We start from the raw sequence: 25,396 nt of genomic DNA, 5'->3' as shown, positions 1-25,396 counted from the left end.
CTCAATCGGCGGAAGCGGTGACTGCCTCACGAACGGACAGCCACACGGTGCCGTTCTCCACCTTGGCCGGATACGAGTGCGCGCATCCCTCGTCGGGAGCGACCGCCTCGCCGTTCGCAAGCTCGATGACGAAATTGTGCAAGGGACAGGTGACGCGCTTGTTGTGCACGATGCCTTGCGACAGCGGCCCACCCTTGTGCGGGCAGCGGTCGTCGAGCGCGAACACCTCGTCGTCTTCGGTCCGGAATACGGCGATGTTTCCCGACGCCGTGCGCACCACGCGGGCGCCGAGGCGCGGAATCTGATCCAGGGCTCCGATTTCAATCCACCGTGTCATACGAGCTCCGGTCATGCGAGTTCCAGTTCCGCCATCGGCGCGAACTCGTTGCGATCGACACCGCGTTGGGCGCGCTCCGCCCATGGATCGCTTTGCGAGAACTGCTGCGAATACACGAAGCGGTCGTACAGCGCTTTGCGGTTGGTGAGATCATCGACCACCTGCTTGCGGATGGCATCGAGACCAACACGATCGCACCACTTGTACATCCGCTCCAGATACCAGCCCTGCTCGCGATAGAGCTGCGTCAGTGCCGCGATCAACTCCAGCGTCTCCTCCTCGCTCGCCACCTTGGCGAGGAATTCGGTTCCCTTGATGTGAAGGCCGGCGGCGCCGGCGAAATGGATCTCGTATCCGGAATCGACGCAGATCACGCCGACGTCCTTGCAAGTCGATTCGGCGCAGTTGCGCGGACAACCCGATACCGCCATCTTCACCTTGGCCGGGGCCCAGGACCCCCACATGAATCGTTCGATCTTGATGCCGAGCCCGGTCGAGTCCTGGGTGCCGAAGCGGCACCATTCCGAGCCGACGCAGGTCTTCACCGTGCGCAGCCCCTTGGCGTAGGCATGCCCTGACACCATGCCGGCGTCGTTGAGGTCGGCCCATACCGCGGGCAGATCCTCCTTCTTGACGCCGAGCAGATCGATGCGCTGGCCGCCGGTGACCTTGACAGTCGGAATCTTGAACTTGTCGGCGACGTCGGCGATTGCGCGCAATTCGTTCGGCGTGGTCACGCCGCCCCACATCCGCGGCACCACCGAATAGGTGCCGTCCTTCTGGATGTTGGCATGGACGCGTTCGTTGATGTAACGCGACTGCTGGTCGTCGCGATATTCGCCGGGCCAGGTGGCGAGCAAATAATAGTTCAGTGCCGGCCGGCAGGAGTGGCAGCCGTTGGCGGTCTTCCAATCCATGAACTTCATGACATCGGGAATGGTCTTCAGCTGCTGCTCGACGATGACGCGGCGCGCGTCGTCATGGCTGTGATCGGTGCACTTGCACATCGGCTTGACCTTCGGCGCCGTCGAATAGTCGCCGCCGAGCGTGAAGGCGAGCACTTGCTCGACGAGGCCGGTACATGAGCCGCATGATGATGATGCCTTGGTGTGGGCGCGCACGTCATCGATCGTGAACAGCTTCTTTTCGGCGATCGCCTTGACGATGGTGCCCTTGCAGACGCCGTTGCAGCCGCAGATCTCCGCCTCGTCGCCCATCGCGGCGACCGAATTCTGGCCGGCGTGGCCGCCGTCGCCAAGATTGGCGGCGCCGAACACCAGGCGCTCGCGCATCTGCGAGATATCGGTGCCGTCGCGCAGATGCTGGAAATACCAGGGCCCGTCGACCGTATCGCCGTAAAGCACGGCGCCGACGATTTTCTTGTCGCGCAGGACGATCCGCTTGTAGACGCCGCGCGCGGCGTCCTGCATCACGACTTCTTCCTTGTCGGCGCCGGGCGCGAAATCGCCGGCGGAGAACAGGTCGATGCCCGTCACCTTCAGCTTGGTCGAGACCACCGAGCCCGAATAGCTGGCAAAGCCCTTCATGGCGAGCTGATTGGCGCAAACCTTGGCCTGATCGAACAGCGGCGCGACCAGACCGTAGGTCTGGCGACGGTGCTGCACGCATTCGCCGACCGCGTAGATGCGCCCGTCATAGGTCTGCATGGTGTCGGAGACGACAATGCCACGCTCGCAATGGATGCCCGCCTTCTGCGCGAGCTCGATGTTCGGGCGGATGCCGACGGCCATCACGACCAGGTCGGCCGGAAGCTCCACGCCATCGGCAAAGCGCACGCCGGTGACGCGGTCCTCGCCCAGGATGGCCTGCGTCTGCGCCGGCATCTTGAACACCATGCCGCGCTCTTCCAGCGACTTGCGCAGCATTCCGCTTGCAACGGGATCTAGCTGGCGTTCCATCAGGCAGTCGAGCAGATGCACGACGGTGACGTTCATGCCGCGCTTCATCAACCCGTTGGCGGCCTCGAGGCCGAGCAAGCCTCCACCGATCACGACGGCGTTCGGATGGCTCGTCGAGGCTTCAACCATGCGCTCGACATCCTGGATATCCCGAAAGCCGATGACGCCGGGGAGGTCCTTGCCGGGAAGCGGCAACATGATCGGATTGGAGCCGGTCGCGATCAGCAGCCTGTCATAAGCGACGCGCGAGCCCGTGGCGGTGACGACTTCGCAGGTGCGCCGGTCGATCATGACGATCGTCTCGCCCTTGCGCAGCGTGATGCCGTTGTCGTCGTACCATTGCTCGGTGTTGAGCATGATGTCGTCGACAGACTTCTCGCCGGAGAGGACCGGCGACAGCAGGATACGATTGTAATTGCCGTAAGGCTCGGAACCGAACACCGTGATGTCGTAAAGATCAGGCGCACGCTCCAGCAGCGTTTCCACTGTGCGGATGCCGGCCATGCCGTTGCCGATCACCACCAGCTTCTGCCTGCTTACTTTCTCGAGCATGATCTGCCTTTCGCATTCCGACGACACCGCGCGTCGACGCGACATGCGCCGTCGATCGGTTGAATAGAGGTTGGGAGTTTTGAGGAGCCCATCCGCGGGCAGCTGACCATCATCAATGACGATCGATATCTGCTTGAATACAAAACGCGTGCCAACTCGGGCGCAGCGATTCCGCGAGCGATATCAATAGCTTTATCGACTGCTGCGAATTCGGGCGTTTATGCGCACCGCACAAAAAAGCACCACCCTGCGCGTTTCAGTGGCGCGGTTTGCTGCCCGCGGCAGCAGACCGGGTCTTATTCCCTGGCGGTGGAATAGCGGTCAACGCGTTGCGATTAAAGGCAAAGTGCCGCTCGCAATCGAATGGCACGGTTATTGCTGCCTTTAGAACCAATCGAGACCGTCTCAATGACGAGTACGGCTCTCGCTTTCACCACATTCCATCAGATGTGCCGAGACCTGCTGCACCTGTGCGCATGCTCGGCCGCATGATCGCGAGGCTGTCGCAATGAAGTTTGCTGAGTTCAAGAAGGCTGGCCATTGGCCGACGCTGCTGGCCGCGTTTCTTTACTTCGACATCAGTTTCATGGCCTGGGTCGCGCTCGGCCCGCTGATGGTCTACATCGCGCACGACATGAACCTCGCGGTCAGCGAGAAGTTCACGCTCGTGGCCATCCCGGTTCTGGCCGGCGCGCTGCTGCGTGTCCCGATGGGCATCCTCGCTGATATCATCGGCGCCAAGCGTACCGGCATTATCGCGCAGCTCATCGTCACCGCGGCAACGGCGTGGGTATGGCGCTACGGGCTCGACAGCAAGCTCGCGATCATCATCTTCGGCCTGGTGCTCGGCATTGGTGGCGCGTCCTTCGCCGTCGCTTTGCCACAGGCGAGCCGCTGGTACCCGCCGCAATATCAGGGCGTGGTGATGGGCATCGCAGGCGCCGGCAATATGGGCGTCGTCATCGATACGATGCTCGCACCGACGATCGCCGAGCATTTCGGCTGGCAGGCCGTGTTCGGTTTCCTGCTGATTCCGATGGTGCTGGTGCTCGCATATTACGTCTTCGCGGCCAAGGATGCGCCGGGCGAGCGCAAGCCGATCTCGCTGAAGGCCTATGCCACGCTGCTGCGCGACCCTGATAGCCGCTGGTTCATGTTCTTCTACTTCATCACTTTCGGCGGTTTCGTTGGCCTCGCCAACGCGCTGCCGCTGTATTTCACCGTGCAGTACCACGTCTCCGGCGTGGCGGCGGGCCTGCTGGTCTCGCTGATCGTCGCCTTTGGCTCCGGCTTCCGCCCGGTCGGCGGGCTGATTGCCGACCGCATCGGCGGCATCCGATCGCTGTCGGTGCTGTTCGGGGTTGTCGTCGCGGCTTATCTCGTCATCGCCTTCATGCCGGAAGGGCCGGCGGCGCCGACCGCGGCGGGCTGGTCGCTGCTGCAGATGCCGCGCATTGCGTGGCTGTCGGTGCTGCTGTTCTCGGTCGGCGTGCTGGCGCTCGGCATGGGCAACGGCGCGGTGTTTCAACTCATCCCGCTCCGCTTCCGCCAGGACATCGGCCTGATGACCGGCCTGGTCGGGTGCGCCGGAGGCGTCGGCGGCTTTTTCCTGGCCCAGGCGCTCGGCACCGCCAAGGCCGCAACCGGCGGCTTCGGGGCCGGCTTCCTGTTTTTCGGAGCGCTGGCATTGCTTGGCTTTATCGGACTTGCCATGGTCAAGGTCCGATGGCGCACGACATGGGGCGCTGCATCGGGAGCGCGGGTCTGACGCCGCGCGCTTCCAAGGGCTCGGCAGGTCTCTGACGTGACGATCGGTTCGCAGAGAAATCTTCAGGTGCGCGTCGGTTTCGTCAGCGAGACCGGCAAGCGGGCGACGAACGAAGACTACGTCGCGGCCTGCCTCGGTCAGACCGGCGCATTCAACCGCGACATCGTTGCCGCGGTGGCGGATGGCGTCGGAGGCCACAAGGGCGGACGGGAAGCCGCCGAACTGACCGTGCGTTGTTTTCTCGACGCCTACTATTCGCTTCCCGAAACGCTGGGCGTTCGGCGCATCGCCTCGCGGGCGCTGGAGGCCGCCAACAGCTGGATCCATGCGCAGGGCCGCGTCGATTCCAGGCTCAGCGGCATGAGCTGCGCGTTCTCGTCGATCATCCTGTCGCGGCGCACCTGTCACATCGTTCACATCGGCGACACGCGCGCCTACCGTTTGAGCGAAGGCCGTCTGGAGCGGCTGACCAAGGACCACGTCGCTGGACGCGGCGACCTCGCACACGTCCTCAACCGCGCCATCGGCTTCGAGGATTTCGCGCGCGTCGACTATACCGCGGTCGGCCTGCGGCAACATGATCGACTGTTGATTTGCAGCGACGGCATTCACGGCGCGCTCGACGACGGCCGCCTGCAAGTATTGCTCGACGAGCGCGCCTCACCTGACGAAACCGCGCGAAAACTGGTGGACACGGCGCTGGCCGCCGGCAGCAGCGACAACATGACCGCGTTGGTGCTCGACGTCATCGACCTGCCGCCGGCCGACCGCAACGAACTCACCCACGCCATCGAAACCCTTCCCATCCTGGAGCTGCCGTCATCCGGCGAGACCATCGACGATTTCGTGCTCCAGGAGGTGCTGTCCGACGGACGCTACAGCCGGCTGTTCGTCGCCACCGACAAGCGGCAGAACCGCAAATTGGTGCTGAAATTTCCGCATCCGCGCGTTGCCAGCGAAGGTTCATATCGTCTCGCCTTCGTACGCGAAGCATGGGTGGCTGCCCGCGTCCGAAGCCTGTGGATCGGCGAGATCATCGAGGTTCCCGCCGGGCGCCAGACCCGGCTCTATTCGGTAATGCCGCTGTACGAGGGCGAAACGCTGGAGCAGCGCCTGAACCGCTCGCCGCAGCTCTCGCTGACCGAAGGCATCGGGATTGCCACCAAGCTGGCACGTGCGGTGGCGACCTTGCATCGCGCCGGCATCATCCATCGCGACGTCAAGCCCGACAACGTCATCCTGCTGGCGGCCGGCGGATTGCGGCTGGTCGATCTCGGCGTCGCCCGGGTGCCGCTGCTCGAGGACTTCCCGGCGCAGGACATTCCGGGCACCGCGAGTTACATGGCGCCCGAGCTGTTCAGCGGCCGCGCGGGAGACGAATTTTCCGATCTCTATGCGCTTGGCGTGACCGTCTACCGCATGTTCAGCATCGCCTACCCCTATGGCGAGATCGAACCGTTTTCGCGGCCACGCTTCGGCAAGCCGGTTTCGCTGTCGCGCTACCGTCCCGATCTGCCGGCCTGGCTCGATGCTGTGATCGGCAAGGCGCTCGCCGTCGACCCCACCCAACGCTTCGGCGACGTCATCGAATTTGCCCACGAGCTGGAAAACGGCGCCATGTGGGCGAAGCCCGCCGCCGAGAAGCGGCGGGCGCTTTACGAGCGCAACCCGCTGGTGTTCTGGAAAGTATTGTCGGCGGGGCTCGTCATCCTGGTCGCGATACTTCTGGCGTGGCGCTGACACTTAGGGAAATCCCTTACGACTCGATCCCCCGGTCGAAATCGTCTTCGAAGCGCAAATGCTTGACGCTGCGGCCTCGCCGGCGCACCAGCTTGAGGGCCTCGATCCCGATCCTGATGTGGATCTCGACATAGTTCTCGGTCACCGTCCGGTCCGACGCTTCGGTCTTCACGCCCTCGGGGATCATCGGCTGATCGGACACCAGAAGCAGCGCGCCGGTCGAAATATGGTTGGCGAATCCTGCCGCAAAAATCGTTGCCGTCTCCATGTCGATCGCCATGCTTCGCGTGCGGCGCAGGATCTCCTTGAAGCGGTCATCGTGTTCCCAGACGCGGCGATTGGTGGTGTAGACGGTGCCGGTCCAATAGTCGCGGCCGAGATCGCGGATCATCGTCGACACCGCGCGCTGCAATTCGAACGCGGGCAGCGCAGGAACCTCCGGCGGCAGATAATCATTCGACGTCCCCTCGCCGCGGATGGCGGCGATCGGCAGAATCAGATCGCCAATCTGATTTTTGCGCTTCAACCCGCCGCACTTGCCGAGAAACAACACGGCCTTCGGCGCGATGGCGCTGAGCAGATCCATCACGGTCGCGGCGTTCGGGCTTCCCATGCCGAAGTTGATCAGCGTGATGCCGTCGGCCGTCGCGTTGGGCATCGGCCGATCGATGCCGTTGACCAGAACGCCGTTCCCTGCGGCGAACCATTCGACGTAATTGTCGAAATTGGTCAGGAGAACATAGTCCCCGAATTCGGAAAGCTGTGTGCCGGTGTAACGCGGCAGCCAGTTCTCCACGATGTCCTTTTTGTCTCTCATTGCCTTTCGACTCACCTCGCGGCGCCCAGCAAGGCCAAGACTATCACGCCGACAACGACCGTGCCGCCGCCTTCGGCATCAAATTACGAGGTAGCCATTCAAATCACGAAGAAACCATGGCTGGCGTCGCGCCGGAGCTGGTTGACCAGGCCATATTCCCAGTCGAGATAGGCCTGCATTGCAGCGGTCGCGACATCGGTGCCCTCATAGGGACGACGGTAGCGGTGCGACGGATCGGGCTTTGGCAGGACCACGGGCGGGCCGATTTCGAGCGCACCGTCATAGCCGCCGTCGAGCACATAGGTTTCCCATCCCATCTGCGCGAGCCAGGACGCGGTCATGTCGGCGCGGACGCCGAGATTGTCCGACAGAAGAATCCGCGCGCCGCGCACGGGCGCGGCCATGTCGATCTCCTGCACCAGCTGCCCGCCCGCGTAGTGGCGGAAGCCCGGGAGGTGACCGGCGGCATACTCCTCGGCGTCGCGGACGTCGAAACGATAGAGCGTGCGGTTGGTCTGCGCCTGAAGTGCCAGCGCCTCTTCCGGGCCGACACGCCGCACGCCGGCGCGATAGGCGACATCGCGCGCATTGGCTTTTGCATTCTCGGAAGCGCCGATGGCACCACGACGGCCGGAGCCGTGTTCGAGATCCTGCTTTGCCAATGTCCAGCCGATGGTGCCGTTGCGCAGCGCCACGACCTTATTGGCGACGCCGGCATTGATCAGCGACTGGGTGCCGATGATCGAGCGGGTACGGCCGGCGCAATTGACGATGATGGTGGTTTCCGGATCCGGCGCCGCCTCGCCGGCGCGCAGCACCAGTTCGCCCCCGGGCACGCTGATCGAGCCCGGGATGTTCATGGTCGAATATTCATCGAAGCGGCGAACATCGAGAATCCGGATGTTGGCCTTGCGCGCAATCAGGCTCGCGACCTCTTCCGCCGCCAGCGACGGCGTGTGGCGGCGATGCTCCACCAGTTCGCCGAACGCCTTGGCGTAGGAGTTGACGTCCTGAAACAGCTCATAGCCCGCCGCCTGCCAGCCCTGCAGCCCGCCGTCGAGCACGCGGACATTGACGTATCCCAGCGTTTTGAACTGATCGACCGCCTGCGTAATGATGCCTTCGCCCGCGTCATAAACCACGACCGGCACGTCCTTGCGCGGCAGCCGTATCTCGGCTTCGAGTGCGATGCGGCCGGCCGCCATGTTGGCGGCAAACAGCGGATGGCCGGTGGCGAAAGCCGCCTCGTGCCGTAGATCGAGCAATGCGATTTCGTCGCGCAGCAGAAGCGCGATGCGGACTTGCGAGGGTGTGACGGTGGATTGGGTCATGGCATGGCGGGTCTGGAGGTGGCGTTGCTGCCGTCATCGCACAACCCGGCGGGTAATTCACCAGCAAATAACGAATGGCACGCCACCCTTCACCATGCAGGAATCTTGATTCGACGCGTTCTCTTGACGCGAACCGGTGTCCACCCCGGATCAAGTCCGGGGCAGGCTTTCGGTGGAAAACGCTCTCAGAGATACACCTGGTCGATATTGACAGACGATTCGACGCCGAGCTTGACGAAATGGTTCGTCAGCCAGTCGCTCGCGCATTTCCGGCCCTGGTCGCGAAGAAAAACCAGAAAGTCCCAATCGGCGTTGTATTTGCTGGTCGGGCTGAGCGCCCCCATGAATTCATCGTCGGCGATGCTATGGATGAACATCTGTCGAATGTCTCCGCCCACGATACGGTTCTGCTTGACCAGCGTGGTAATGAAGCTGACCGCCCGCATCTCCCGCATCAGCGATGAATTGAAACTGATCTCATTGATGCGGTTCAGGATGTCGACTGCCGCATGCGGCAACTCCTTGCGGAACAGCGGATTGATATGAACGATGACAATATCGGAACTCTTGCAGTTGTAGATGAGCGGGAACAGCGCCGGATTTCCCATGTAGCCGCCGTCCCAATAGGCCTCACCGTCGATTTCGACGGCGTGAAACATGGTCGGAACACATGCCGAAGCCATCACGGCCGAAGCTGAAATTTCAGTCCCCGAGAAGATCTTCACCTTGCCGGTGCGAACGTTGGTCGCAGACAGGAATAGCTTGACCGGACAGTCGGCGCGCTTCAGCACCTCGAAATCGATCGACTGCTCGACCACTTCACGCAACGGGTTATAGTCCGACGGGTTGAACTCATAGGGCGACAGCACGCGCGTCACGAAGCCGAGCAGCGAGAAGACCGGCGACCAGGTCAGCCTGTGGTTTCCCAGCAGCCGGTCGATCGGGCTTGGTTGCAACGGTCCCAAGCTCGCCGCGTCGCTGACACGCTTCCAGTAGTCGGTCAGCGCCTTGCGCGCCCCTTCGCGGCCGCCGACGGAAAGGCCGTAGGCGAACACCGCCGCATTCATCGCGCCGGCGCTGGTCGCACTCAATCCCTCGAAGGCAACGTCCTTTTCGTCGAGCAGCCGGTCGAGCACGCCCCAGGTAAAGGCGCCATGAGCGCCGCCACCCTGAAGGGCCAGATTGATCGTGCTCACCTGGTTTGAGAGTGCCGGTCCGTCGCCGGCGCTCCCTGCCTCAGGCGTTGCTGTCGAATAGCGCCCCGAAGCCGCTTCCATCGCAGAACTCCAGTTTCAATGGTGTTCGCAAGCAGTCAGGAGGAAATGTGGCTCCCGAGTACAGGATCCGCAAGCAGACCCTGGTCAATAGATGTATCGAGGAAGGCGTCATGGAGCATCCGATCATCGGCAGGCTGTCGGAGAGAATGCCGGCATTTGCCGTAGGAGGTCTCGCTGCCGGGCTCGCGCCGATCGACCAGAACGACCGCCCCCCTGCTGCCGCGCGGGGACGCCTCTACGTCAAGACACAGCTTCTTCCGGGAGATCGGAAGGAAACTCGCCGAAAGCCGCGACCATCTTTTCGGCATGCGGAGCACCTGCCACGGCCTCTACCAGTTCGAAGAACAGCGTCTTGTAGGACAGGATGATCACCCCCTCGGACCTCAGCCTCACCAACGCAGCATCGACATTGCGTGCCGACGAAAACAGCAGCTCCTCGACCGCGAAAACCTCAAAACCCATTTCGAGAAGACCGAGGCAGGATTGCAGGACGCACACATCGGTCTCGCAACCCGCAACGAGGATCTGCGTCTTCTTCAGCCGTTTCAGATGGGCCCGGATCGGCTTCTCCTTGGTGAGGTCGAAGAAATCCTTCTCGAAAACCTTTCCGGTGTTGCCGAGCGGCGCCTTGATATCCTGCGGCACCGCGCCTTTTCGGTGGACCGGCCGCTCGAGTGTGACGACCGTCGGAATACGCATGTACGCCAGAAGGCGCGCGAAGTTACGCATGTTTTTGCGCAAGCGAGAGCGGTTGCGCGGCTCGAGCTGCGCCAAAAAGAAATCCTGATAGTCGATGATCGCGCCGCAACACCGATCGGCGTGGACGCGCTTTGGGGCTGACATGCCGCGACGATAGTTCGTCCGCCGCCGTTTGGCCAGAGACGGGGCTGCGTGAATGCCGCAGTCAGGCGATCGCGCTCGCGCATCACGCGACCCATCCGTAGACGCAGCTCCATGCCGGCTAGGTGAGATAGATCACGGTTCTAGGTGGCATGAGTGAGGTTGATCATGCGGCGACACGATCGGCACGGGCCGAATGTGCGACTGGATTTTCAGGTCACACTGCACGATGTGCCTGCGGAGGATCGACGATGAAGTTCATTTCAACGATCGCGGCGGCGATGGCGCTGATCACGATCATGGCGGCTTCCACGCCCGGCCTGACGCAAGCCGGACCTGCCTCGCCACCGGACCACCCGGCCCTGCTCGAAGAAATCACCTTCCTCGATATTCGCGCGCCGGGTGGAAACTACCGGCTGGAAGCCTTGATCGTACGGCTGGCCGCCGCGAAGGGACGGCTGCCGGTCGCTTTGCTCACGCATGGCAAGCCTCGGCTGCCGTCCGAACTTGCGAACATGCGCGCCCCGTTGATGGCGCCGCAGGCACGCGACCTCGCCTATCGCGGCTATCTCGCTGTCGCCGTGGTGCGGCGAGGTTACGGCGTGTCGGGCGGGACGACGGGCCAGCCCGCCAATGCGGCCTATGCCAAATGCAATGATGCCGACCTGCGCCGCTACTTCTCGGTGGAGGCCGATGATCTCGAGCGCGCGTTGCGCGTCGTGGCCGGACGCGGCGATGCCGATGCCACGCAGGTGATCGCGATCGGCGGCTCCGTGGGAGGCGGCGCCGCGCTCGCGCTTGCGGCGCGCAATACCCCGGGGCTGAAAGCGGTCGTGAATCTCGCCGGCGCCATGCGGATTACCGACGCCCAGGGACAGCTCGCCTGTCCGCAGGATATGCCGATCGCGGCGCTGGCGTCTTTCGGCAGCCAGACGAGGACGCCGACGCTGTGGGTCTATTCGGAGAACGACGGCAATTTCGGGCCCGATGCCGCACGCAAGGTGCATGCGGCCTATGTCGCGCAAGGCGGCGTCGCCACCTTGAAAATCGCTCCGTCGCTGCAACCGGCCGACGGTCACAACATTTTCGAACTTCCGGCCGGGCGGCAGCATTGGCTGGCGGCGCTCGATCCCTTCCTGCGCGCGCAGAACCTGCCGACCTGGAGCGCGCAGCAGCTCGATGCCCTGATGCGGAAATACAATATGCCGGCGACCCGCCGGCCGTGGCTCGAGGGATATTTCTCGCTCTACACCCCAAAGGTGCTGGTCCGCGCGCCGAACGGCGTCCCGAGCTATTCCGCGAGTACCGGCGGGCTTGAACCCGCGCAGAGATCCGCTTTGGAAAGCTGCGAGAAGGCGGCCAAGATGGCCTGCAATCCAGCCATGAAAAATTTCGATATCGTGGCAAACTGAGGGGCGTCGCCGTCGCGGCATCAACACCGTTGCGGCGCGCGCAGCGCATGTGACGTCACGCGCGACGATCACGGATTTCGCGCGCCGCTGCAATCAGCCGCGATCAGAGATCGGTTCGTTCCTCGGAGATATCGCGGCGTTTTTCCATGTTGAAGCGCCCGGCATAAATGGGTCTGCCGCCGGTGGTTGGTCCCGGATATTGCACGATGAGGATATCGCCGCCCGTCGCCGTTTCGAACTTGCCTTCGAAATGCGGATCGGGATGAAAGATCATCGTTCCCTGCGTGTAGATGACGTCGTCGATCCGGAATTCGCCTGACAGGATGTACCAGACCTGCGCGAAATCGTGATTGTGAATCGGATGATGGGCGCCGGGCTCCAGCCGCAAAATTCCGGCGTTCGGTTCGGTCGGCCGTTCCGGCCGCGGGTGAAACAGCATCTTGCCGGTTTCGCCCGGCCAGCGGATGGTCTCCCACTCGAAATCGTCGATGTGCTTGGCCTCATACGGCAAATGCTTGCCGCCGGCTGAACTGGCCGCTGGTTGCATCGTCATTCTCCCTGGCTGGTTTTGGTTTTGGTCGTTTTTCGCGTGCTGGATGTTGTCGGGGCCGCGGCACCGGCCACGCGCCACCAGTCGAAATGCTCGGAAGATTTGCTGTGCGAGGATTTGGCAACCACCATCAATATCCGTGCTTCGTCGTCACCGATATTGTCGGCGCGGTGCGGCAGTTCGGAGTTGAGTAAAATGCCTTCGCCCGCTGCAAGCTCGAAGATTTCGGCGCCGACATGAAACCGGATGCGGCCTGAGAGCACGTAGCAATATTCCTGCCCCGGATGCGACACCATCAGATCCATCCGGTTCTTGCGCGGGAACGATAGATGAAAGACCTCGATGTCGTCGTTCGGCATGCCGCCGGCAAACAGCCGCCAGCGATAGCCGGTGCTCGGAATGCTCTGGTCTTCGCCGCCGTCGCCGTGGCGATGCACGGTGATATCGCTGCGCAGCCGGTCTGGCGGATCGGCGAACAGTTCACTGACGCCGATGTCGAGCGCCTGTGCAATCTGGATCAGGTTCGCGACAGAGCTTGAGACCTGGCCCCGTTCAAGGCGCGAGACGAACGCATCCGAGAGCCCGGTGGCGTCGGCCAGTTGCTTCAGCTTCATGCCGCGCCCCTCCCGCAACGCACGGATGCGACCACCCAGCCTCACCAAGGCTTCGTCCTGGATTTTCATGGCATGGAGCATTTCCTGGATTTGCTCGGTCGTCAACAAAAATTGCTTCACAGGCAATTTTTGTTGCAAGCTGTACTCACCTCAGGCCCGGCGCGACGTGCGGCCTTCAGCGCCGCTTGCGCGGCCGCGGCCGGTGCTCCGTCGGCTGCACTGGCGCGTAGAGGCGGACGAGCGCCTGCACCGTTGTGGCCAGCCGCTCGCGCAATTCCGGGGGGTCGACGACCTCGGCGTCGGCGCCGAGCGCGATCAGACCGGACGCGGCCCGCTCAACCGACTCGATCGGGATCGTGACGCTGGCCCAACCGTCGGCATCAACAGGCGTTGCGGTTTCGGCGGCCGCCTGAGCGACGTGCGAGCCAAGGACGTCGAGCCTGGCGAGGCCGCGCGCCGTCACGCGCAGCGTCGCGTTGGAATGGTAGACGCCGGTTTCGAACGCGCGTGACGAGGTGACCCAGAAGCGCGCCAGGTCGAAATCCTTGCGCCGTTCGAACGACTCCTCAGTCACTGCAAGATCGATGAAGTTGGAGACGCGATAGGTGCGCGGCTGATCGCCGACCTGCGCGACGAGATACCAGATGCCCGCCTTGAGCACGAGACCGAGCGGCTGCAGCCGGCGTTCGACCGCGCCCTCGGCGCGCCGGTAGTGCACGTCGAGGCACTTCTCGTTCCACACCGCGTTGGCGATTGCCGGCAACAGCCTGGCGTCATCGGCATTGCGGAACCAGCCGACGGGATCGAGGTGGAATCGCGCGGCGACGCGGCCTGCATTCGCGCGCGACCGTTCGGGCAATGCCGCGCTCAATTTCAGTTGGGCCGCGGTGAGCACGTCGGCGAGCCCGAGCTGCGCCGCGGGTCCCGGCAGGCCGGCGAGCGACAACGTCTCGGCCTCGGCGGGCGAAAGGCCGGTGAGCTTGGTGCGGTAGCCGTCGAGCAACTGAAATCCGCCGCTTGGGCCGCGATCGGCATAGATCGGCACATCAGCGGCGCTGAGCTGATCGACGTCGCGATAGATGGTGCGAACCGAAACCTCGAACTCGCTCGCCAGCTCTTCGGCCGTCATCCGGCCGCGGGCTTGCAGAAGCAACAGGATCGACAACAGCCGGCTCGCGCGCATTTTCGCAGCCTAGCAGAAAATACCTGACACACGCTGTCAGGTATGGCGGCGCATAATGAGAACAGCAACCGCCGACGCTGTCACGGGCCGGCAAAACACTAAGTAACACACTGAAACTACGACGATATTTCCTCGAATGGCCGCAACACAGAAAACAGGAGACGATCATGTCGACATTGGTGTCAGAACGCCGTCAGCCGATCATCGCGCCCAAACTTCTGGACCGGGTCCCGGCGCAACGCTCGACCCCGCGGACACCGGCCACGCACGAGCCAGCAGCCGCAGTCCCCGCGCACGCGGTGGTGACGCCGCGCGCGAGGTTGAGCCTGATCCTGGACTTGATCGTCGCGACGCTGCGCGTGTGGCACCGCCGCCGCGTGGCGCGCCGCGAACTCGCCAGCCTCGACGAGCGGATGCTCCGCGACGTCGGCCTCGATCCCGGTACTGTCTACTACGAGGCAAGCCAGTCGTTCTGGCGGACCCCTCGCGATTGGCGGAACTGAGAAGCGTAACCTTTGCTCATCCATGATGGGTTGGCTTCATCGGCAGGCTGACACGACCCGTCTCTCTTGCGATGTCGCCGACACCGGTTGTTTGAGGACGGGAAACGGGTGGCTGCGCTGCGTCCCCAACTGTTAGAGCGCCCTGACACAACCTTCTGGAGCGCTCGTTATGGAACTGAAAAACAAGTCGATCATCGTCACTGGCGCAAGCAGTGGGATAGGCGCAGCGGCGGCTTTGCTGTTCGCAGCCGAGGGCGCCAATGTGGTGCTTGGCGCGCGCCGATCGGCGGAGATGGAAACGCTTGCCGGTCAAATCAACCAAGGCAATGGCAAGGCTGTATTCCTTTCCGGCGATGTGAGGGATGAAAACTACGCCAATGCTCTCGTCGATCTCGCCATGAGGGAGTTCGGTGGGCTGGACGGCGCATTCAACAATGCCGGCATCGTGGGAGACATGGGACCGGTCGCCGATATGGGAATCGCCAATTGGAACGATGTCATGTTGGTCAATCTGACAAGCGCGTTCCTGGCCGCGAAGGCGCAGATACCGGTCATGAAGAAGCGAGGGCAAGGTTCGATTGTCTTCACGTCTTCCTTTGTGGGCTTCAGCAACGGGGGAATGCCGGGAATGGGGGCCTATGCGGCGTCCAAAGCCGGGTTGATCGGCCTGGTGCGGTCACTGGCATCCGACCACGCCGCAGATGGCGTCCGGGTCAATTCACTGTTGCCGGGCGGCACGATTACGCCAAGCGGTGGCGAGGGAAATCCTGCCGCTTTGGATTTCATCGCAAATCTGCATCCAATGAAGCGAATGGCGAATGCAAAGGAGGTGGCGCAGGCAGCCCTTTTCCTGCTTTCCGACCGCTCGACCTTCATGACGGGAAGCCCGATGATCGTGGATGGCGGCATCTCCGTTCGACTGACATAGGCCACACGTCGTCCGAATGGCCAGGACGGCCGAGACGCAGATTCGGCCCGCCCTACGACAACGAATTGCTGCCGTCATCGTCTGAAGCGGCCGCTCGCGAGCAAATCGATTACGGTTTCCGCAAAATCTTCTCCATCGCTTTCCCCTTTGCAAGTTCATCGATGAGTTTGTCCAGGTAGCGGATTTCCCGCATCGTCGGTTCGACAATTTCCTCGACGCGGACGCCGCAGACCGAGCCTGTAATAAAGGCTCGCGAAGGATTCAGCCGAGGCGCCTTTGCAAAGAATGTTTCAAAGTCCGTTTGCTTTTCCAGTTGCGCTTTCAACTCTCCACCACGATACCCCGTCAGCCACGATATGATCTGATCGACCTCCGCTTTTGTACGTCCTTTTTTCTCTGCTTTGGCAATGTACAGCGGATAGACGCTTGCAAAGCTCGTTGTATAGATCCGGTGTTTCGCCATGTTGCCATTTCCGCCTGCCGATTCGACGCGCTCTCCTATGAGATTAGGTGCACTGTCACCATAATCCCATCGCGAATTCCTCCAGCGCTTCGGAATTCCTGCATGGTACGGCGAAGATTCCACTTGGTTGAGCGCTGGCGCGTCAATATTCTGGGGGACAAGGTTCCGAACGACATGGCCGGGGCGGCGCGTCCGCCTGGCGAGTTCATGATCTCAACTGCCTCAGCACGGTACCACGAGCCTTTCAGCCGACGCTCTGTACAAAATGTCCGACGTGGAATTGCTGGCCGCCTACGTCGAAAGCCGTCGACAATTCGTCGAAAAGAAATTCACGCGCGATACACACCGGGCGCGGCTGGATTGGATCAAGGCCAAAATGTTCACCGGCAGTTCGGGCGGGGTCACCGAGCGCAACATGGCTATCGACGTCTCGGAAGAAATTGCGCGCAAGGGTCAGGAATTGCGCGAGATGACGCGCGACCTCGACCTGCTCAAGGTCGAGGTCGACATCATCGCGATCGTCATTCGATCCCGCGGCGCGTCGGCGCCGGCGGGCGTGCAAGGCGAAGACCTGGGTGGAGGCGATCATCCCGAGCGCGAAGGCCGTTCGGGCTCGTCCGACTGACGGTGAGCACCCGACTGCAACTTGCAGTTCGGGCCGCTACGTGTCGGGAAAAAAATGGCTGTCACTGAAACGGCAAAATGGCGCGCCCGAAGAGATTCGAACTCCTGACCCCCAGATTCGTAGTCTGGTGCTCTATCCAGCTGAGCTACGGGCGCGTTTTTCGCTAGGGCCATCGTGGGCTGGTCGCCCCGATGCATCCGAATGGTGTCGGAAACGTCGCGAAAGAGCGCTTTAGCTACCCGCTCCGCGTCCGATTGGCAAGCTCCGGAACGCGGGTTTTGGCAAACGATTTGGCCGGGGCAAACCGGCCAGATCGGCCGCAAAATGCAGCAAATAGCGTGATTTACGCCCGTGCCCGCTCGTTGCGAACGCTTTGCAGTTCCACCGGGCGGTCCGGAATCGAGATCCGGAAGGTGGCGCCGATGGTGCCTTCGACCAGATGGATATCGCCGCCATGGGCGCGAACCAGCTCGGCGGCGATGGCGAGGCCAAGCCCGCTGCCGCCGGGCCGGCCGGAGGTCTGGAACGCCTCGAACAAATGCTCGCGCGCCCGCGCCGGCACGCCGGGGCCGGTATCGGAAACCTCGATGATCGCGACCGCCCCTTCGCGGCGGCCGGTGATGCGAATCTGCAGCGCCGCCGCATCGCCCTTCGGGCGGGACTCCAGCGCCTGCGCAGCGTTGCGCACCAGATTGAGCAGCACGCGAAACATCTGATCGGGATCGGCGTCCATGGTGAGGCCGCGTTCGATCGCGCTGACCCACGCGATCGAGGCGTCGGCGGCAATGCCTGCGGATTCGCGCACTTCGGCCACGACAGGCTCGACCAGCATCATGCGGCGGTCGGGGGCGGCTTCCTGCACGCGACCATACGAAAGGGTGGACTGACAGAAATCGATGGCGCGCTCCAGCGAGCGCATCAGTTTCGGAGCAAAGCGCTGCACCCGCGGATCGGGCACGCTGGCGAGCTGGTCCGACAGTAATTGCGACGATGCCAGCAGATTGCGCAAATCATGGTTGATCTTGGAGACCGCAAGGCCGAGTGCGGCGAGCCGGCTCTTTTGATGCAGCATCGACACCAGGTCGCGCTGCATGTCGGACAATTCGCGCTCCACGACCCCGATCTCGTCGCCGCGCTGGCTCGGCACGATGATGCGCGCCGAACTTTCCGGGTTTTCATGGAAACCGACCAGGTTCGCGGTCAGCCGCCGCATCGGCCGCACGAACAGATGATGCATGGCGAAATAGACCAGCGCCGCCGTCAGCATGGCGATGGCCAACGAGACCAGGAGCGTGTTGCGCGAGAAGCGGTACATCGCCTGCCGCAGCGGCGCCTCGTCGAAGACGACCTCGATGAATTGCCCGCCGCCGGGCGCAGGTCCCACCACGCGGATCACATGGTTGTCCGTCTCCAGCATGGTTTCGATGGAATCGACGATGGCGGACCATACCGTGATGGTCCGCATGTCGATGTCGTGGTCGATCGCCGTCGGCAAATCGGCGCTGGCGAGCAGACGGCGCTGCTGCCCCATCTTGATGGCGACCGCGCGGGCGCCGACGCTCTTCAAAATCTGCCGCGCCAGCGATTCCGGGACCATGCCCGAGGGGGCGGCGTCCAGCACCAGCGCCGCGGTGCTCGCCGCGGCAATGCGGTCGTTCAGGCGGTTGATGCGGAAATTCGCGATCGCGGGCACGTAGATCATCAGGCCGGCGATCATGACGAGGGGAATGGTGAGCAGCAGCAGCTTGCCGGACAGGCCGAGCCGGCGCGGCGTCGGGGGCCGCGGCGCTTCAATGGTCGGCTGGTCGTCGGTCGCTGACACGAAATATCCGCCTTGATAACCTTGTTTCACGCGCAGGACGGCAGCTCAAGATCGGCTTCATGGCCGCCGCCCGCCCGCTGATTTGCGAGGATGCGTTCCGGCCACCGACCGGTCAAATTACCGATCGCTAATGTCGGCCGGTTCCGATGTCAGGGGCGAGTTGCCGCCCCGCCCCTAAAAACCCCGCGAAAACAATAATATTCGTCCCAATTGTGCCATTTCAAAGAAGCCCGATTGTGGCACCGCGCAACATTGACGAAAACAGGTCGCTCCCGTATAAGCCGCGCAATTGTCCGCTATGGCCCGGTCTGACCGGGGGCGGCTCATTTGGGGCCGTCAATGGCCCGTCTTGGGCCGGCCAGCATTACCGGACTTACCATCAATTCAGCGGCAGTTTGCAATTCAGCGGCAGCTTGCCAGGTTAGCGGAGAACTACCCGTGAAGCGGACTTATCAACCCAGCAAACTGGTGCGCAAGCGCCGTCACGGCTTCCGCGCCCGTCTCGCCACGACCGGCGGCCGCAAGGTTCTCGCTGCGCGCCGTGCGCGTGGCCGCAAGCGTCTGAGCGCCTGAGCCGGACGTCTCCGGAGACCTTATTATGGATCGGCTAAGGCAGCGGGCGGACTTCCTCGCCGTTGCCAATGGCGCGCGAGCCAACAGCGCCGCCTTCGTGGTGCAGGGACGCTGCCGCGACGATGATGGCCCGATCCGGATCGGTTTTACCGTTACCAAAAAGAACGGTACCGCTACCGAGCGTAATCGTATCCGGCGCAGGCTTCGCGAACTGGTGAAGCGGCTGGACGTCATACCGATGCGACCGCACCATGATTATGTGCTAGTCGGGCGGCGCGCGGCGCTGCACCGCGACTTTACGACCATGGTCGACGACCTTCGCCAGGCGCTGCTTCGCCTCGACCGACAGCCGGCAAAAGTGGCCAAAGCGCTTCCGCGTCAAGACAACGCGTCCAAAGACACCAGATAACGACGACGGCGCGAGCCGGAACCCGAGTTGAATGACGAGACCTTGAAACGATGACCGACAATCGCAACACCATCCTCGCCGTCATTCTGTCCGGCCTCGTGCTGATCGCGTGGCAGTATTTTTACAACGCGCCGCAGATGGAAAGGCAGCGTCTGCAGTCGCAGACCCAGGCCGAGCTCGCAAAGTCCTCGCCGCAGGCAGCGCCGGGCTCCGCCACCACCACGCCGACGCCAGGTTCGGCCCCGTCCGCCACCACGCCCGCCCAGCCGGGCGCGGCCGTGCCCGTCGTCAGCCGCGAGGCTGCGATTGCCGCAACCCCCCGCGTCAAGATCGACACGCCGCGGGTGACGGGCAGCATCGCCCTGAAGGGCGCCCGCATCGACGATCTCGCACTGGTGCAATACCGCGACACCGTCGACCCCAAATCGCCTGCGATCGTGCTGTTCTCCCCGTCGAACACCGCTCATCCCTATTATGCCGAGTTCGGCTGGGTCGGGGCCGCAGGCTCGACGGCGCGGCTTCCCGACCGCGATACGGTGTGGCAGCAGGAAGGCTCCGGCGCGCTGTCGCCGACCCACCCGGTGACGCTGAAATGGGACAATGGCGAAGGCCTTACCTTCCGCCGCACCATTTCGATCGACGACCGCTATCTGTTCAGCGTCAAGGACGACGTCACCAATGTCGGCACCGCGCCGGTCACGCTCTATCCGTTCGCCCTCATCTCTCGCCACGGCACGCCTGAGGTCTCGGGCTACTACATCCTGCATGAAGGCCTGATCGGTTATCTCGGCGACAAGGGCCTGCAGGAACACGGCTACAAATCCGTCGCCGAGGCGCCGGTGCTGGGCAGTGGCGGCCGGGGCTTCGAGTTCAATGTCACCAATGGCTGGCTCGGCATCACCGACAAGTACTGGGCTGCAGCGCTGTTGCCTGACACGTCGGCGCGCCTGAAGGCCCGCTTCCTCGCCGAACCCGGCGCCAAGGTCCGTTATCAGACCGACTATTTGCAGGATCCGCAGACCGTTGCGATCGGCGGCACCGGCAGCACCAATGCGCGGCTGTTCGCCGGCGCCAAGGAAGCCAACGTCGTCGGCATCAACTTTCCCTTCGCCGGCCACGGTGGCTACAACAAGCAGCTCGAGCTCAACCATTTCGACCTGTTGATCGACTGGGGCTGGTTCTACTTCATCACCAAGCCGATGTTCCTGGCGCTGGATTACTTCTTCCATTTGGTCGGCAATTTCGGCGTCTCGATCCTGCTGGTGACGGTGCTGGTGAAGCTCTTGTTCTTCCCGCTCGCCAACAAATCCTACGCCTCGATGGCCAAGATGAAATCGGTGCAGCCGCAACTGGCCGCACTGAAGGAGCGCTATCCCGACGACCGCCAGAAGCAGCAACAGGAGATGATGGAGATCTACAAGAAGGAGAAGATCAACCCGGTCGCCGGTTGTCTTCCCGTCCTGTTGCAGATCCCGGTGTTCTTCTCGCTCTACAAGGTGCTGTTCGTCACCATCGAAATGCGCCATGCGCCGTTCTACGGCTGGATCAAGGACCTTTCGGCGCCCGATCCGACCACGATCTTCAACCTGTTCGGGCTGATCCCGTGGGATCCCATGGTGCTCGGACCGCATGTCGGCCCGTATCTGATGCTCGGCGTCTGGCCGATCATCATGGGCATCACGATGTGGTTCCAGATGAAGCTCAACCCGACGCCGCCGGATCCGACCCAGAAGATGATCTTCGACTGGATGCCGCTGATCTTCACCTTCATGCTGGCCGGCTTCCCGGCAGGTCTCGTGATCTACTGGGCCTGGAACAACCTGCTGTCGGTGCTGCAGCAGAGCTTCATCATGCGCAAGAACGGCGTGAAGGTGGAGTTGTTCGACAACCTCAAGGCGACGTTCGCCAAGAAGGCCGATTCAAAAACCTGACGACCGGCATCTGGTTGTTGGACGCGAATACTCCCAACTCGTCATGCCCGGGCAGAAGCGCGTCTTCGCGCTAGACGTCCCGGGCATCCACGTCTTTGGGGTCCGAGAAAGTAAGTCGTGGATGGCCGGGACAAGCCCGGCCATGACGATGACGAGGAATGGAAACCTTCGCATGACCGACGAACCTGATGCGAAGCTGATTGAAGAGGGGCGAAAACTGTTCGCCGGCGAATGGCAGTTCGTCTGGGCCTCGCCGTCGATCGAAACGCTGCCGCCGATGGCCAGCGTGGAGGTGGCGTTTGCCGGCCGTTCCAATGTCGGTAAATCGAGCCTCATCAACGCGCTGACCGGCCGCAACGCGCTGGCCCGCACCTCGCACACGCCCGGACGCACCCAGGAACTGATCTTCTTTGAAGGCCCTGAGAACGCCGGGCTGCGCCTGGTCGACATGCCCGGCTATGGCTACGCCTCGGCGCCGAAGGCCAAGGTCGCGTCCTGGACCAAGCTGATCCATCAATTCCTGCAGGGACGCGCCACGCTGGCGCGGGTCTATGTGCTGATCGATGCCCGCCACGGCATCAAGGACGTCGACCGGGACGTGCTGAAGACGCTGGATAAATCCGCCGTGAGCTATCAGCTGGTGCTGACCAAGGCCGATCAGGTCAAGCGCACAGAGCTCGAAAAGCACATCGAAGAAACGACGGCCGCGCTGGCCAAACACCCCGCGGCGTTTCCGGACGTGCTGGTAACCTCCTCGCGCGACGGCAGCGGCATGCCGGAATTGCGCGCGGCGATGGTGCGTCTGCTCGGTGAGCGCAGCTGATGTCACGCGCCTGTCGTATCCTGATCGTGCTGGCCGCCATCATGGGCGCCGACGGCGTGATGCTGGCGGCCGCCTCCGCGCATCAGGCCGATGCGTCGCGGCTGGCGTCGGCGTCATCGATGCTGCTGTTCCATGCCACCGCCGTACTGGCGACCGTGGCCCTCGCCGAGCGCGGCGTCATCCGTATCAGGATCGGTATCGTAGCCGCCTTCGGCTTCGTCATCGCGGCCGCCCTGTTCGCCGGCGATCTGACGCTGCGGCAATACGCCGGACACGGCCTGTTTCCGATGGCAGCGCCAACCGGCGGGACGCTGTTGATTCTGAGTTGGCTGGCGGTCGCCGTGGCTGCGGCGTGGCCAAGGCCCCGGTAACCGCCTCGACCTCGTAGATGGGGTAACGGGCCCCGGTCTGCCTTCCAAGCAAGCCGCGCTTGCTACGGCGCTGTTGGGTGCGCGCTTCGCGCGGCTTGCTTGGAAGGCGGGCGGTCGTCCCTCACATGGATGGTGTTTACGGAGTCGAGGATGGACCTCGCTCCAAGCATCAAGGAGAGACGACCATGGAGTATTATGCAGGAATCGACGTGTCATTGGAATGCTCAAGCGTGTGCGTTGTTGATGGGAACGGCAAGATTTTCCGCGAGAGCAAGGTGGCAAGCGAGCCGGCGGCGCTGATCGGTTGGTTCACCTCGCTCGGGATCGGGCTGGGCCGGATCGGGCTGGAAGCTGGGCCGCTGTCGCAATGGCTGTACGCGGTGATGAAGCAGGCTGGGCTCGCAGTTGAGCTGTTGGAGACGCGGCACGTGCACGACGCGTTCAAGGCGATGCCAGTGAAGTCGGACCGCAATGACGCACGGGGGATCGCGCAACTGATGCGGCTGGGCTGGTTCCGGCCGGTTCACTGCAAGTCGGTGGCGGCGCAGGAAGTGAGAGCCTTGCTGACGGCGCGCAAGCTGGTTCAGAGCAAGCTTCTGGACGTCGAGAACAGCCTGCGCGGGATCTTGCGCGGCTTTGGGCTGAAGGTCGGCAAAACGACGGGAACAGATTTTGCTGGACGGATCAACGAGTTGGTGAAGGGGCATCCCAACCTGGAAGTGATCGCAGAAGCGCTGCTCAAGGTGCGGACCGTCCTGCTGAGCGAGTTCAAGGCCTTCGAGAAGCGGGCAGGCAGGATGTCGCTGATGAATGCCAAGGCCAGGTTGTTGATGTCGACGCCTGCGGTGGGGCCAATCATCTCACTGACCTATGCCGCAGCGATCGATGATCCCGCGCGGTTCACATCCTCCAAGCAAGCCGGGTCGCATTTTGGGTTGACGCCGAAGAAGCACCAGTCCGGCGAGACCGACCGATCGGGCCGGATCAGCAAGATCGGCGACGCTTCCGTGCGCGAGGCGCTCTACCAGGCCGCTCACATCATGCTGACGAAGCCGATCAAGGGATGTTCGCAGCTCAAGAGCTGGGCGATGCGGATCGCCAAACGGGCCGGCATGAACAAGGCTAAGGTCGCGCTGGCCCGCAAGCTCGCCGTGATCATGCATCGCATACTCAAGGACGGTGCGCCCTTCAATCCGGCCACCAAGGCTAACGCTGCAACGGCTTAGGAGCAAAAACGACAGGTTTTCGGGCGGGTCACGACACCAGCCTTCCCGAAGCGAAGTCCCTTCGCCGGGACGATGGATCAGGTCAGGCCGACATCCGGGATGTCGACACATCGAACGATGTGATCACGCTTCCGTAGATTGGCCGACCTATCCTCTTACGAACCCCATCAGGCGACGGCCCTTGCGCCGATCCCGTACAGAAGCAAGTTCCCGGCGAGCGGATGACGCAAAAGGGATTGACTAATCGAGGCCCGTTACAGAAGCCCGGATGAAGCGAAGCGAAATCCGGGGAAGCCCATCGCTGGCTCTGGCCCCGGATTGCGCGGAGCCTGTCATCGGGCGCGCAGTCGCGCGACCCGTTGGCTTCATCCGGGCTACGGAATTACACGCCCCCACTTTGCGCCCTGCCCGCCAATCAGCTAGAACCCGGCCCGACATCTGGAAATGACGAGAGCCGCTTCATGACCGACTCGCAACATATCAGCCCACTCGATCAGGCCCGTATCCTGTCCGAGGCGCTGCCGCACATGCAGCAATATGACGAGGAAACCATCGTCATTAAATATGGCGGCCATGCCATGGGCGCCGAGGATCTGGCCAAGGCTTTCGCCCGCGACATCGTGCTCCTGGAGCAGACCGCGATCAATCCGGTGGTCGTGCATGGCGGCGGGCCGCAGATCGCGACCATGCTGAAGCGGCTCGGCATCCAGTCCGAATTCGCCGCGGGCCTCCGCATCACCGACGCGGCGACCATCGAAATCGTCGAGATGGTGCTGGCCGGTTCGGTCAACAAACAACTGGTCGGCTACATCAACGAAGCCGGCGGCAAGGCCGTCGGCCTCAGCGGCAAGGACGGCAACATGGTGAAGGCGTCGAAGACGACGCGCACCATGGTCGATCCGGACTCGAACATCGAAAAGGCTGTCGATCTCGGCTTCGTCGGCGATCCCGACAAGGTGGACCTGACCTTGCTGAACCAGCTGATCGGCTATGAGCTGATCCCGGTGCTGGCGCCGCTGGCGACCTCGCATGACGGGCAGACGCTGAACGTCAACGCCGACACCTTTGCCGGCGCGGTGGCCGGCGCGCTGAAGGCGAAACGCCTGCTGCTGCTGACCGACGTTCCCGGCGTGCTCGACAAGTCCAAGAAGCTGATTCCGGAACTGTCGGTGAAGGATGCGCGCAAGCTGATCGCCGACGGCACGATTTCCGGAGGCATGATCCCCAAGGTCGAGACCTGCATCTATGCGCTCGAACAGGGCGTGCAGGGCGTCGTCATCATCGACGGCAAGACACAGCACGCCGTGCTGCTCGAATTGTTCACCAATCAAGGCACCGGCACGCTGATCCACAAGTGACAAGCGCGATCTCCCCGCCTGCGA

24 protein-coding genes and 1 tRNA gene are annotated in these 25,396 nt (G+C 62.9%); 13 read left to right on the top strand and 12 right to left on the bottom strand.

The window, feature by feature from the left end:
* Position 1 precedes the first annotated feature (1 nt).
* Positions 2 to 337, bottom strand: a complete 336-nt coding sequence (gene nirD, locus ABIE49_RS24630; protein ID WP_192736978.1) for a nitrite reductase small subunit NirD — start codon at positions 335 to 337, stop codon at positions 2 to 4.
* 11 nt (positions 338 to 348) lie between these two features.
* Positions 349 to 2,808, bottom strand: a complete 2,460-nt coding sequence (nirB, locus tag ABIE49_RS24625; protein WP_192737202.1) for a nitrite reductase large subunit NirB — start codon at positions 2,806 to 2,808, stop codon at positions 349 to 351.
* 508 nt (positions 2,809 to 3,316) lie between these two features.
* Here nirB and ABIE49_RS24620 point away from each other — a divergent pair.
* Both ABIE49_RS24620 and ABIE49_RS24615 read left to right on the top strand, forming a co-directional pair.
* Positions 3,317 to 4,576: a nitrate/nitrite transporter gene (locus ABIE49_RS24620; protein WP_192736977.1), complete on the top strand. Its 1,260-nt coding sequence runs from the start codon at positions 3,317 to 3,319 to the stop codon at positions 4,574 to 4,576.
* Positions 4,577 to 4,642: 66 nt separating this feature from the next.
* Positions 4,643 to 6,316, top strand: a complete 1,674-nt coding sequence (locus ABIE49_RS24615; RefSeq protein WP_192737201.1) for a bifunctional protein-serine/threonine kinase/phosphatase — start codon at positions 4,643 to 4,645, stop codon at positions 6,314 to 6,316.
* Positions 6,317 to 6,332: 16 nt separating this feature from the next.
* On the opposite strand, the gene ABIE49_RS24610 is transcribed toward ABIE49_RS24615, so the two are convergent.
* The 4 genes from ABIE49_RS24610 to ABIE49_RS24595 all read right to left on the bottom strand — a co-directional run bounded on the left by ABIE49_RS24610 (position 6,333) and on the right by ABIE49_RS24595 (position 10,584).
* A complete protein-coding gene (locus ABIE49_RS24610) occupies positions 6,333 to 7,133 on the bottom strand; it encodes an AMP nucleosidase (RefSeq protein WP_192736976.1) in 801 nt (266 codons plus the stop codon).
* Positions 7,134 to 7,231: 98 nt separating this feature from the next.
* On the bottom strand, positions 7,232 to 8,464 hold the full coding sequence (locus tag ABIE49_RS24605; RefSeq protein ID WP_192736975.1) for a rhodanese-like domain-containing protein: 1,233 nt from the start codon (positions 8,462 to 8,464) through the stop codon (positions 7,232 to 7,234).
* 185 nt (positions 8,465 to 8,649) lie between these two features.
* The gene (locus ABIE49_RS24600) at positions 8,650 to 9,741 is read right to left on the bottom strand and encodes a patatin-like phospholipase family protein (RefSeq protein WP_192736974.1); all 1,092 of its coding nucleotides are present in this window, start codon (positions 9,739 to 9,741) and stop codon (positions 8,650 to 8,652) included.
* A gap of 240 nt (positions 9,742 to 9,981) precedes the next feature.
* Complete coding sequence (locus ABIE49_RS24595; RefSeq protein WP_192736973.1) at positions 9,982 to 10,584, bottom strand: isochorismatase family protein; 603 nt, start codon at positions 10,582 to 10,584, stop codon at positions 9,982 to 9,984.
* A 248-nt stretch (positions 10,585 to 10,832) separates the two neighbouring features.
* On the opposite strand from ABIE49_RS24595, the gene ABIE49_RS24590 reads away from it, so the two are divergent.
* Positions 10,833 to 11,993, top strand: a complete 1,161-nt coding sequence (locus ABIE49_RS24590; RefSeq protein WP_192736972.1) for an alpha/beta hydrolase family protein — start codon at positions 10,833 to 10,835, stop codon at positions 11,991 to 11,993.
* Between the two features lie 103 nt (positions 11,994 to 12,096).
* On the opposite strand, the gene ABIE49_RS24585 is transcribed toward ABIE49_RS24590, so the two are convergent.
* From ABIE49_RS24585 to ABIE49_RS24575, 3 genes are all read right to left on the bottom strand, one after another.
* Positions 12,097 to 12,540 carry a cupin domain-containing protein gene (locus ABIE49_RS24585; protein ID WP_192736971.1) on the bottom strand — a complete coding sequence of 148 codons (444 nt, stop codon included), beginning with the start codon at positions 12,538 to 12,540 and terminating at the stop codon, positions 12,097 to 12,099.
* Positions 12,541 to 12,542: 2 nt separating this feature from the next.
* On the bottom strand, positions 12,543 to 13,226 hold the full coding sequence (locus ABIE49_RS24580) for a helix-turn-helix domain-containing protein (RefSeq protein ID WP_192736970.1): 684 nt from the start codon (positions 13,224 to 13,226) through the stop codon (positions 12,543 to 12,545).
* Positions 13,227 to 13,332: 106 nt separating this feature from the next.
* Positions 13,333 to 14,340 (bottom strand): helix-turn-helix transcriptional regulator, encoded by a 1,008-nt coding sequence (locus tag ABIE49_RS24575; RefSeq protein ID WP_192736969.1) that lies wholly within the window; start codon positions 14,338 to 14,340, stop codon positions 13,333 to 13,335.
* Between the two features lie 167 nt (positions 14,341 to 14,507).
* Between ABIE49_RS24575 and ABIE49_RS24570 the strand changes: the two genes are divergently transcribed.
* Together ABIE49_RS24570 and ABIE49_RS24565 are read left to right on the top strand one after the other, a co-directional pair.
* A complete protein-coding gene (locus ABIE49_RS24570) occupies positions 14,508 to 14,843 on the top strand; it encodes a DUF1127 domain-containing protein (protein ID WP_192736968.1) in 336 nt (111 codons plus the stop codon).
* Positions 14,844 to 15,012: 169 nt separating this feature from the next.
* On the top strand, positions 15,013 to 15,771 hold the full coding sequence (locus ABIE49_RS24565) for an SDR family oxidoreductase (protein WP_192736967.1): 759 nt from the start codon (positions 15,013 to 15,015) through the stop codon (positions 15,769 to 15,771).
* 109 nt (positions 15,772 to 15,880) lie between these two features.
* Here the strand turns inward: ABIE49_RS24565 and ABIE49_RS24560 are convergent, their stop codons facing one another.
* Positions 15,881 to 16,234 (bottom strand): DUF2200 domain-containing protein, encoded by a 354-nt coding sequence (locus ABIE49_RS24560; RefSeq protein WP_192736966.1) that lies wholly within the window; start codon positions 16,232 to 16,234, stop codon positions 15,881 to 15,883.
* Between the two features lie 265 nt (positions 16,235 to 16,499).
* On the opposite strand from ABIE49_RS24560, the gene ABIE49_RS24555 reads away from it, so the two are divergent.
* The gene (locus tag ABIE49_RS24555; protein WP_192736965.1) at positions 16,500 to 16,859 is read left to right on the top strand and encodes a hypothetical protein; all 360 of its coding nucleotides are present in this window, start codon (positions 16,500 to 16,502) and stop codon (positions 16,857 to 16,859) included.
* A gap of 78 nt (positions 16,860 to 16,937) precedes the next feature.
* Here ABIE49_RS24555 and ABIE49_RS24550 read toward each other — a convergent pair.
* Positions 16,938 to 17,014: transfer RNA gene (locus ABIE49_RS24550), tRNA-Arg, on the bottom strand.
* Between the two features lie 188 nt (positions 17,015 to 17,202).
* Positions 17,203 to 18,681, bottom strand: coding sequence for an ATP-binding protein (locus tag ABIE49_RS24545; protein WP_354066957.1), 1,479 nt, complete (start codon positions 18,679 to 18,681; stop codon positions 17,203 to 17,205).
* A 438-nt stretch (positions 18,682 to 19,119) separates the two neighbouring features.
* On the opposite strand from ABIE49_RS24545, the gene rpmH reads away from it, so the two are divergent.
* The 7 genes from rpmH (at position 19,120) to argB (ending at position 25,372) form a co-directional block, all read left to right on the top strand.
* The gene (gene rpmH / locus ABIE49_RS24540) at positions 19,120 to 19,254 is read left to right on the top strand and encodes a 50S ribosomal protein L34 (RefSeq protein ID WP_006609582.1); all 135 of its coding nucleotides are present in this window, start codon (positions 19,120 to 19,122) and stop codon (positions 19,252 to 19,254) included.
* 25 nt (positions 19,255 to 19,279) lie between these two features.
* Positions 19,280 to 19,663: a ribonuclease P protein component gene (gene rnpA / locus ABIE49_RS24535; RefSeq protein ID WP_192736964.1), complete on the top strand. Its 384-nt coding sequence runs from the start codon at positions 19,280 to 19,282 to the stop codon at positions 19,661 to 19,663.
* A 50-nt stretch (positions 19,664 to 19,713) separates the two neighbouring features.
* Entirely contained in the window at positions 19,714 to 21,594 is a 1,881-nt protein-coding gene (gene yidC, locus ABIE49_RS24530) for a membrane protein insertase YidC (protein ID WP_192736963.1), read from the top strand.
* Positions 21,595 to 21,766: 172 nt separating this feature from the next.
* On the top strand, positions 21,767 to 22,417 hold the full coding sequence (gene yihA, locus ABIE49_RS24525) for a ribosome biogenesis GTP-binding protein YihA/YsxC (protein WP_192736962.1): 651 nt from the start codon (positions 21,767 to 21,769) through the stop codon (positions 22,415 to 22,417).
* On the top strand, positions 22,417 to 22,788 hold the full coding sequence (locus ABIE49_RS24520) for a DUF423 domain-containing protein (RefSeq protein WP_192736961.1): 372 nt from the start codon (positions 22,417 to 22,419) through the stop codon (positions 22,786 to 22,788). Before yihA ends, ABIE49_RS24520 begins: the two co-directional genes overlap by 1 nt.
* A gap of 185 nt (positions 22,789 to 22,973) precedes the next feature.
* Positions 22,974 to 24,014: an IS110 family RNA-guided transposase gene (locus ABIE49_RS24515; protein WP_192740894.1), complete on the top strand. Its 1,041-nt coding sequence runs from the start codon at positions 22,974 to 22,976 to the stop codon at positions 24,012 to 24,014.
* Between the two features lie 461 nt (positions 24,015 to 24,475).
* On the top strand, positions 24,476 to 25,372 hold the full coding sequence (gene argB, locus ABIE49_RS24510; RefSeq protein ID WP_192739163.1) for an acetylglutamate kinase: 897 nt from the start codon (positions 24,476 to 24,478) through the stop codon (positions 25,370 to 25,372).
* Positions 25,373 to 25,396 lie beyond the last annotated feature (24 nt).

It is taken from the genome of Bradyrhizobium sp. OAE829 (assembly GCF_040546575.1).
Classification (GTDB): Bacteria; Pseudomonadota; Alphaproteobacteria; order Rhizobiales; family Xanthobacteraceae; genus Bradyrhizobium.
Note: the sequence above shows the minus strand (reverse complement) of the source record. Positions and strands in the feature narration are given on the sequence as shown.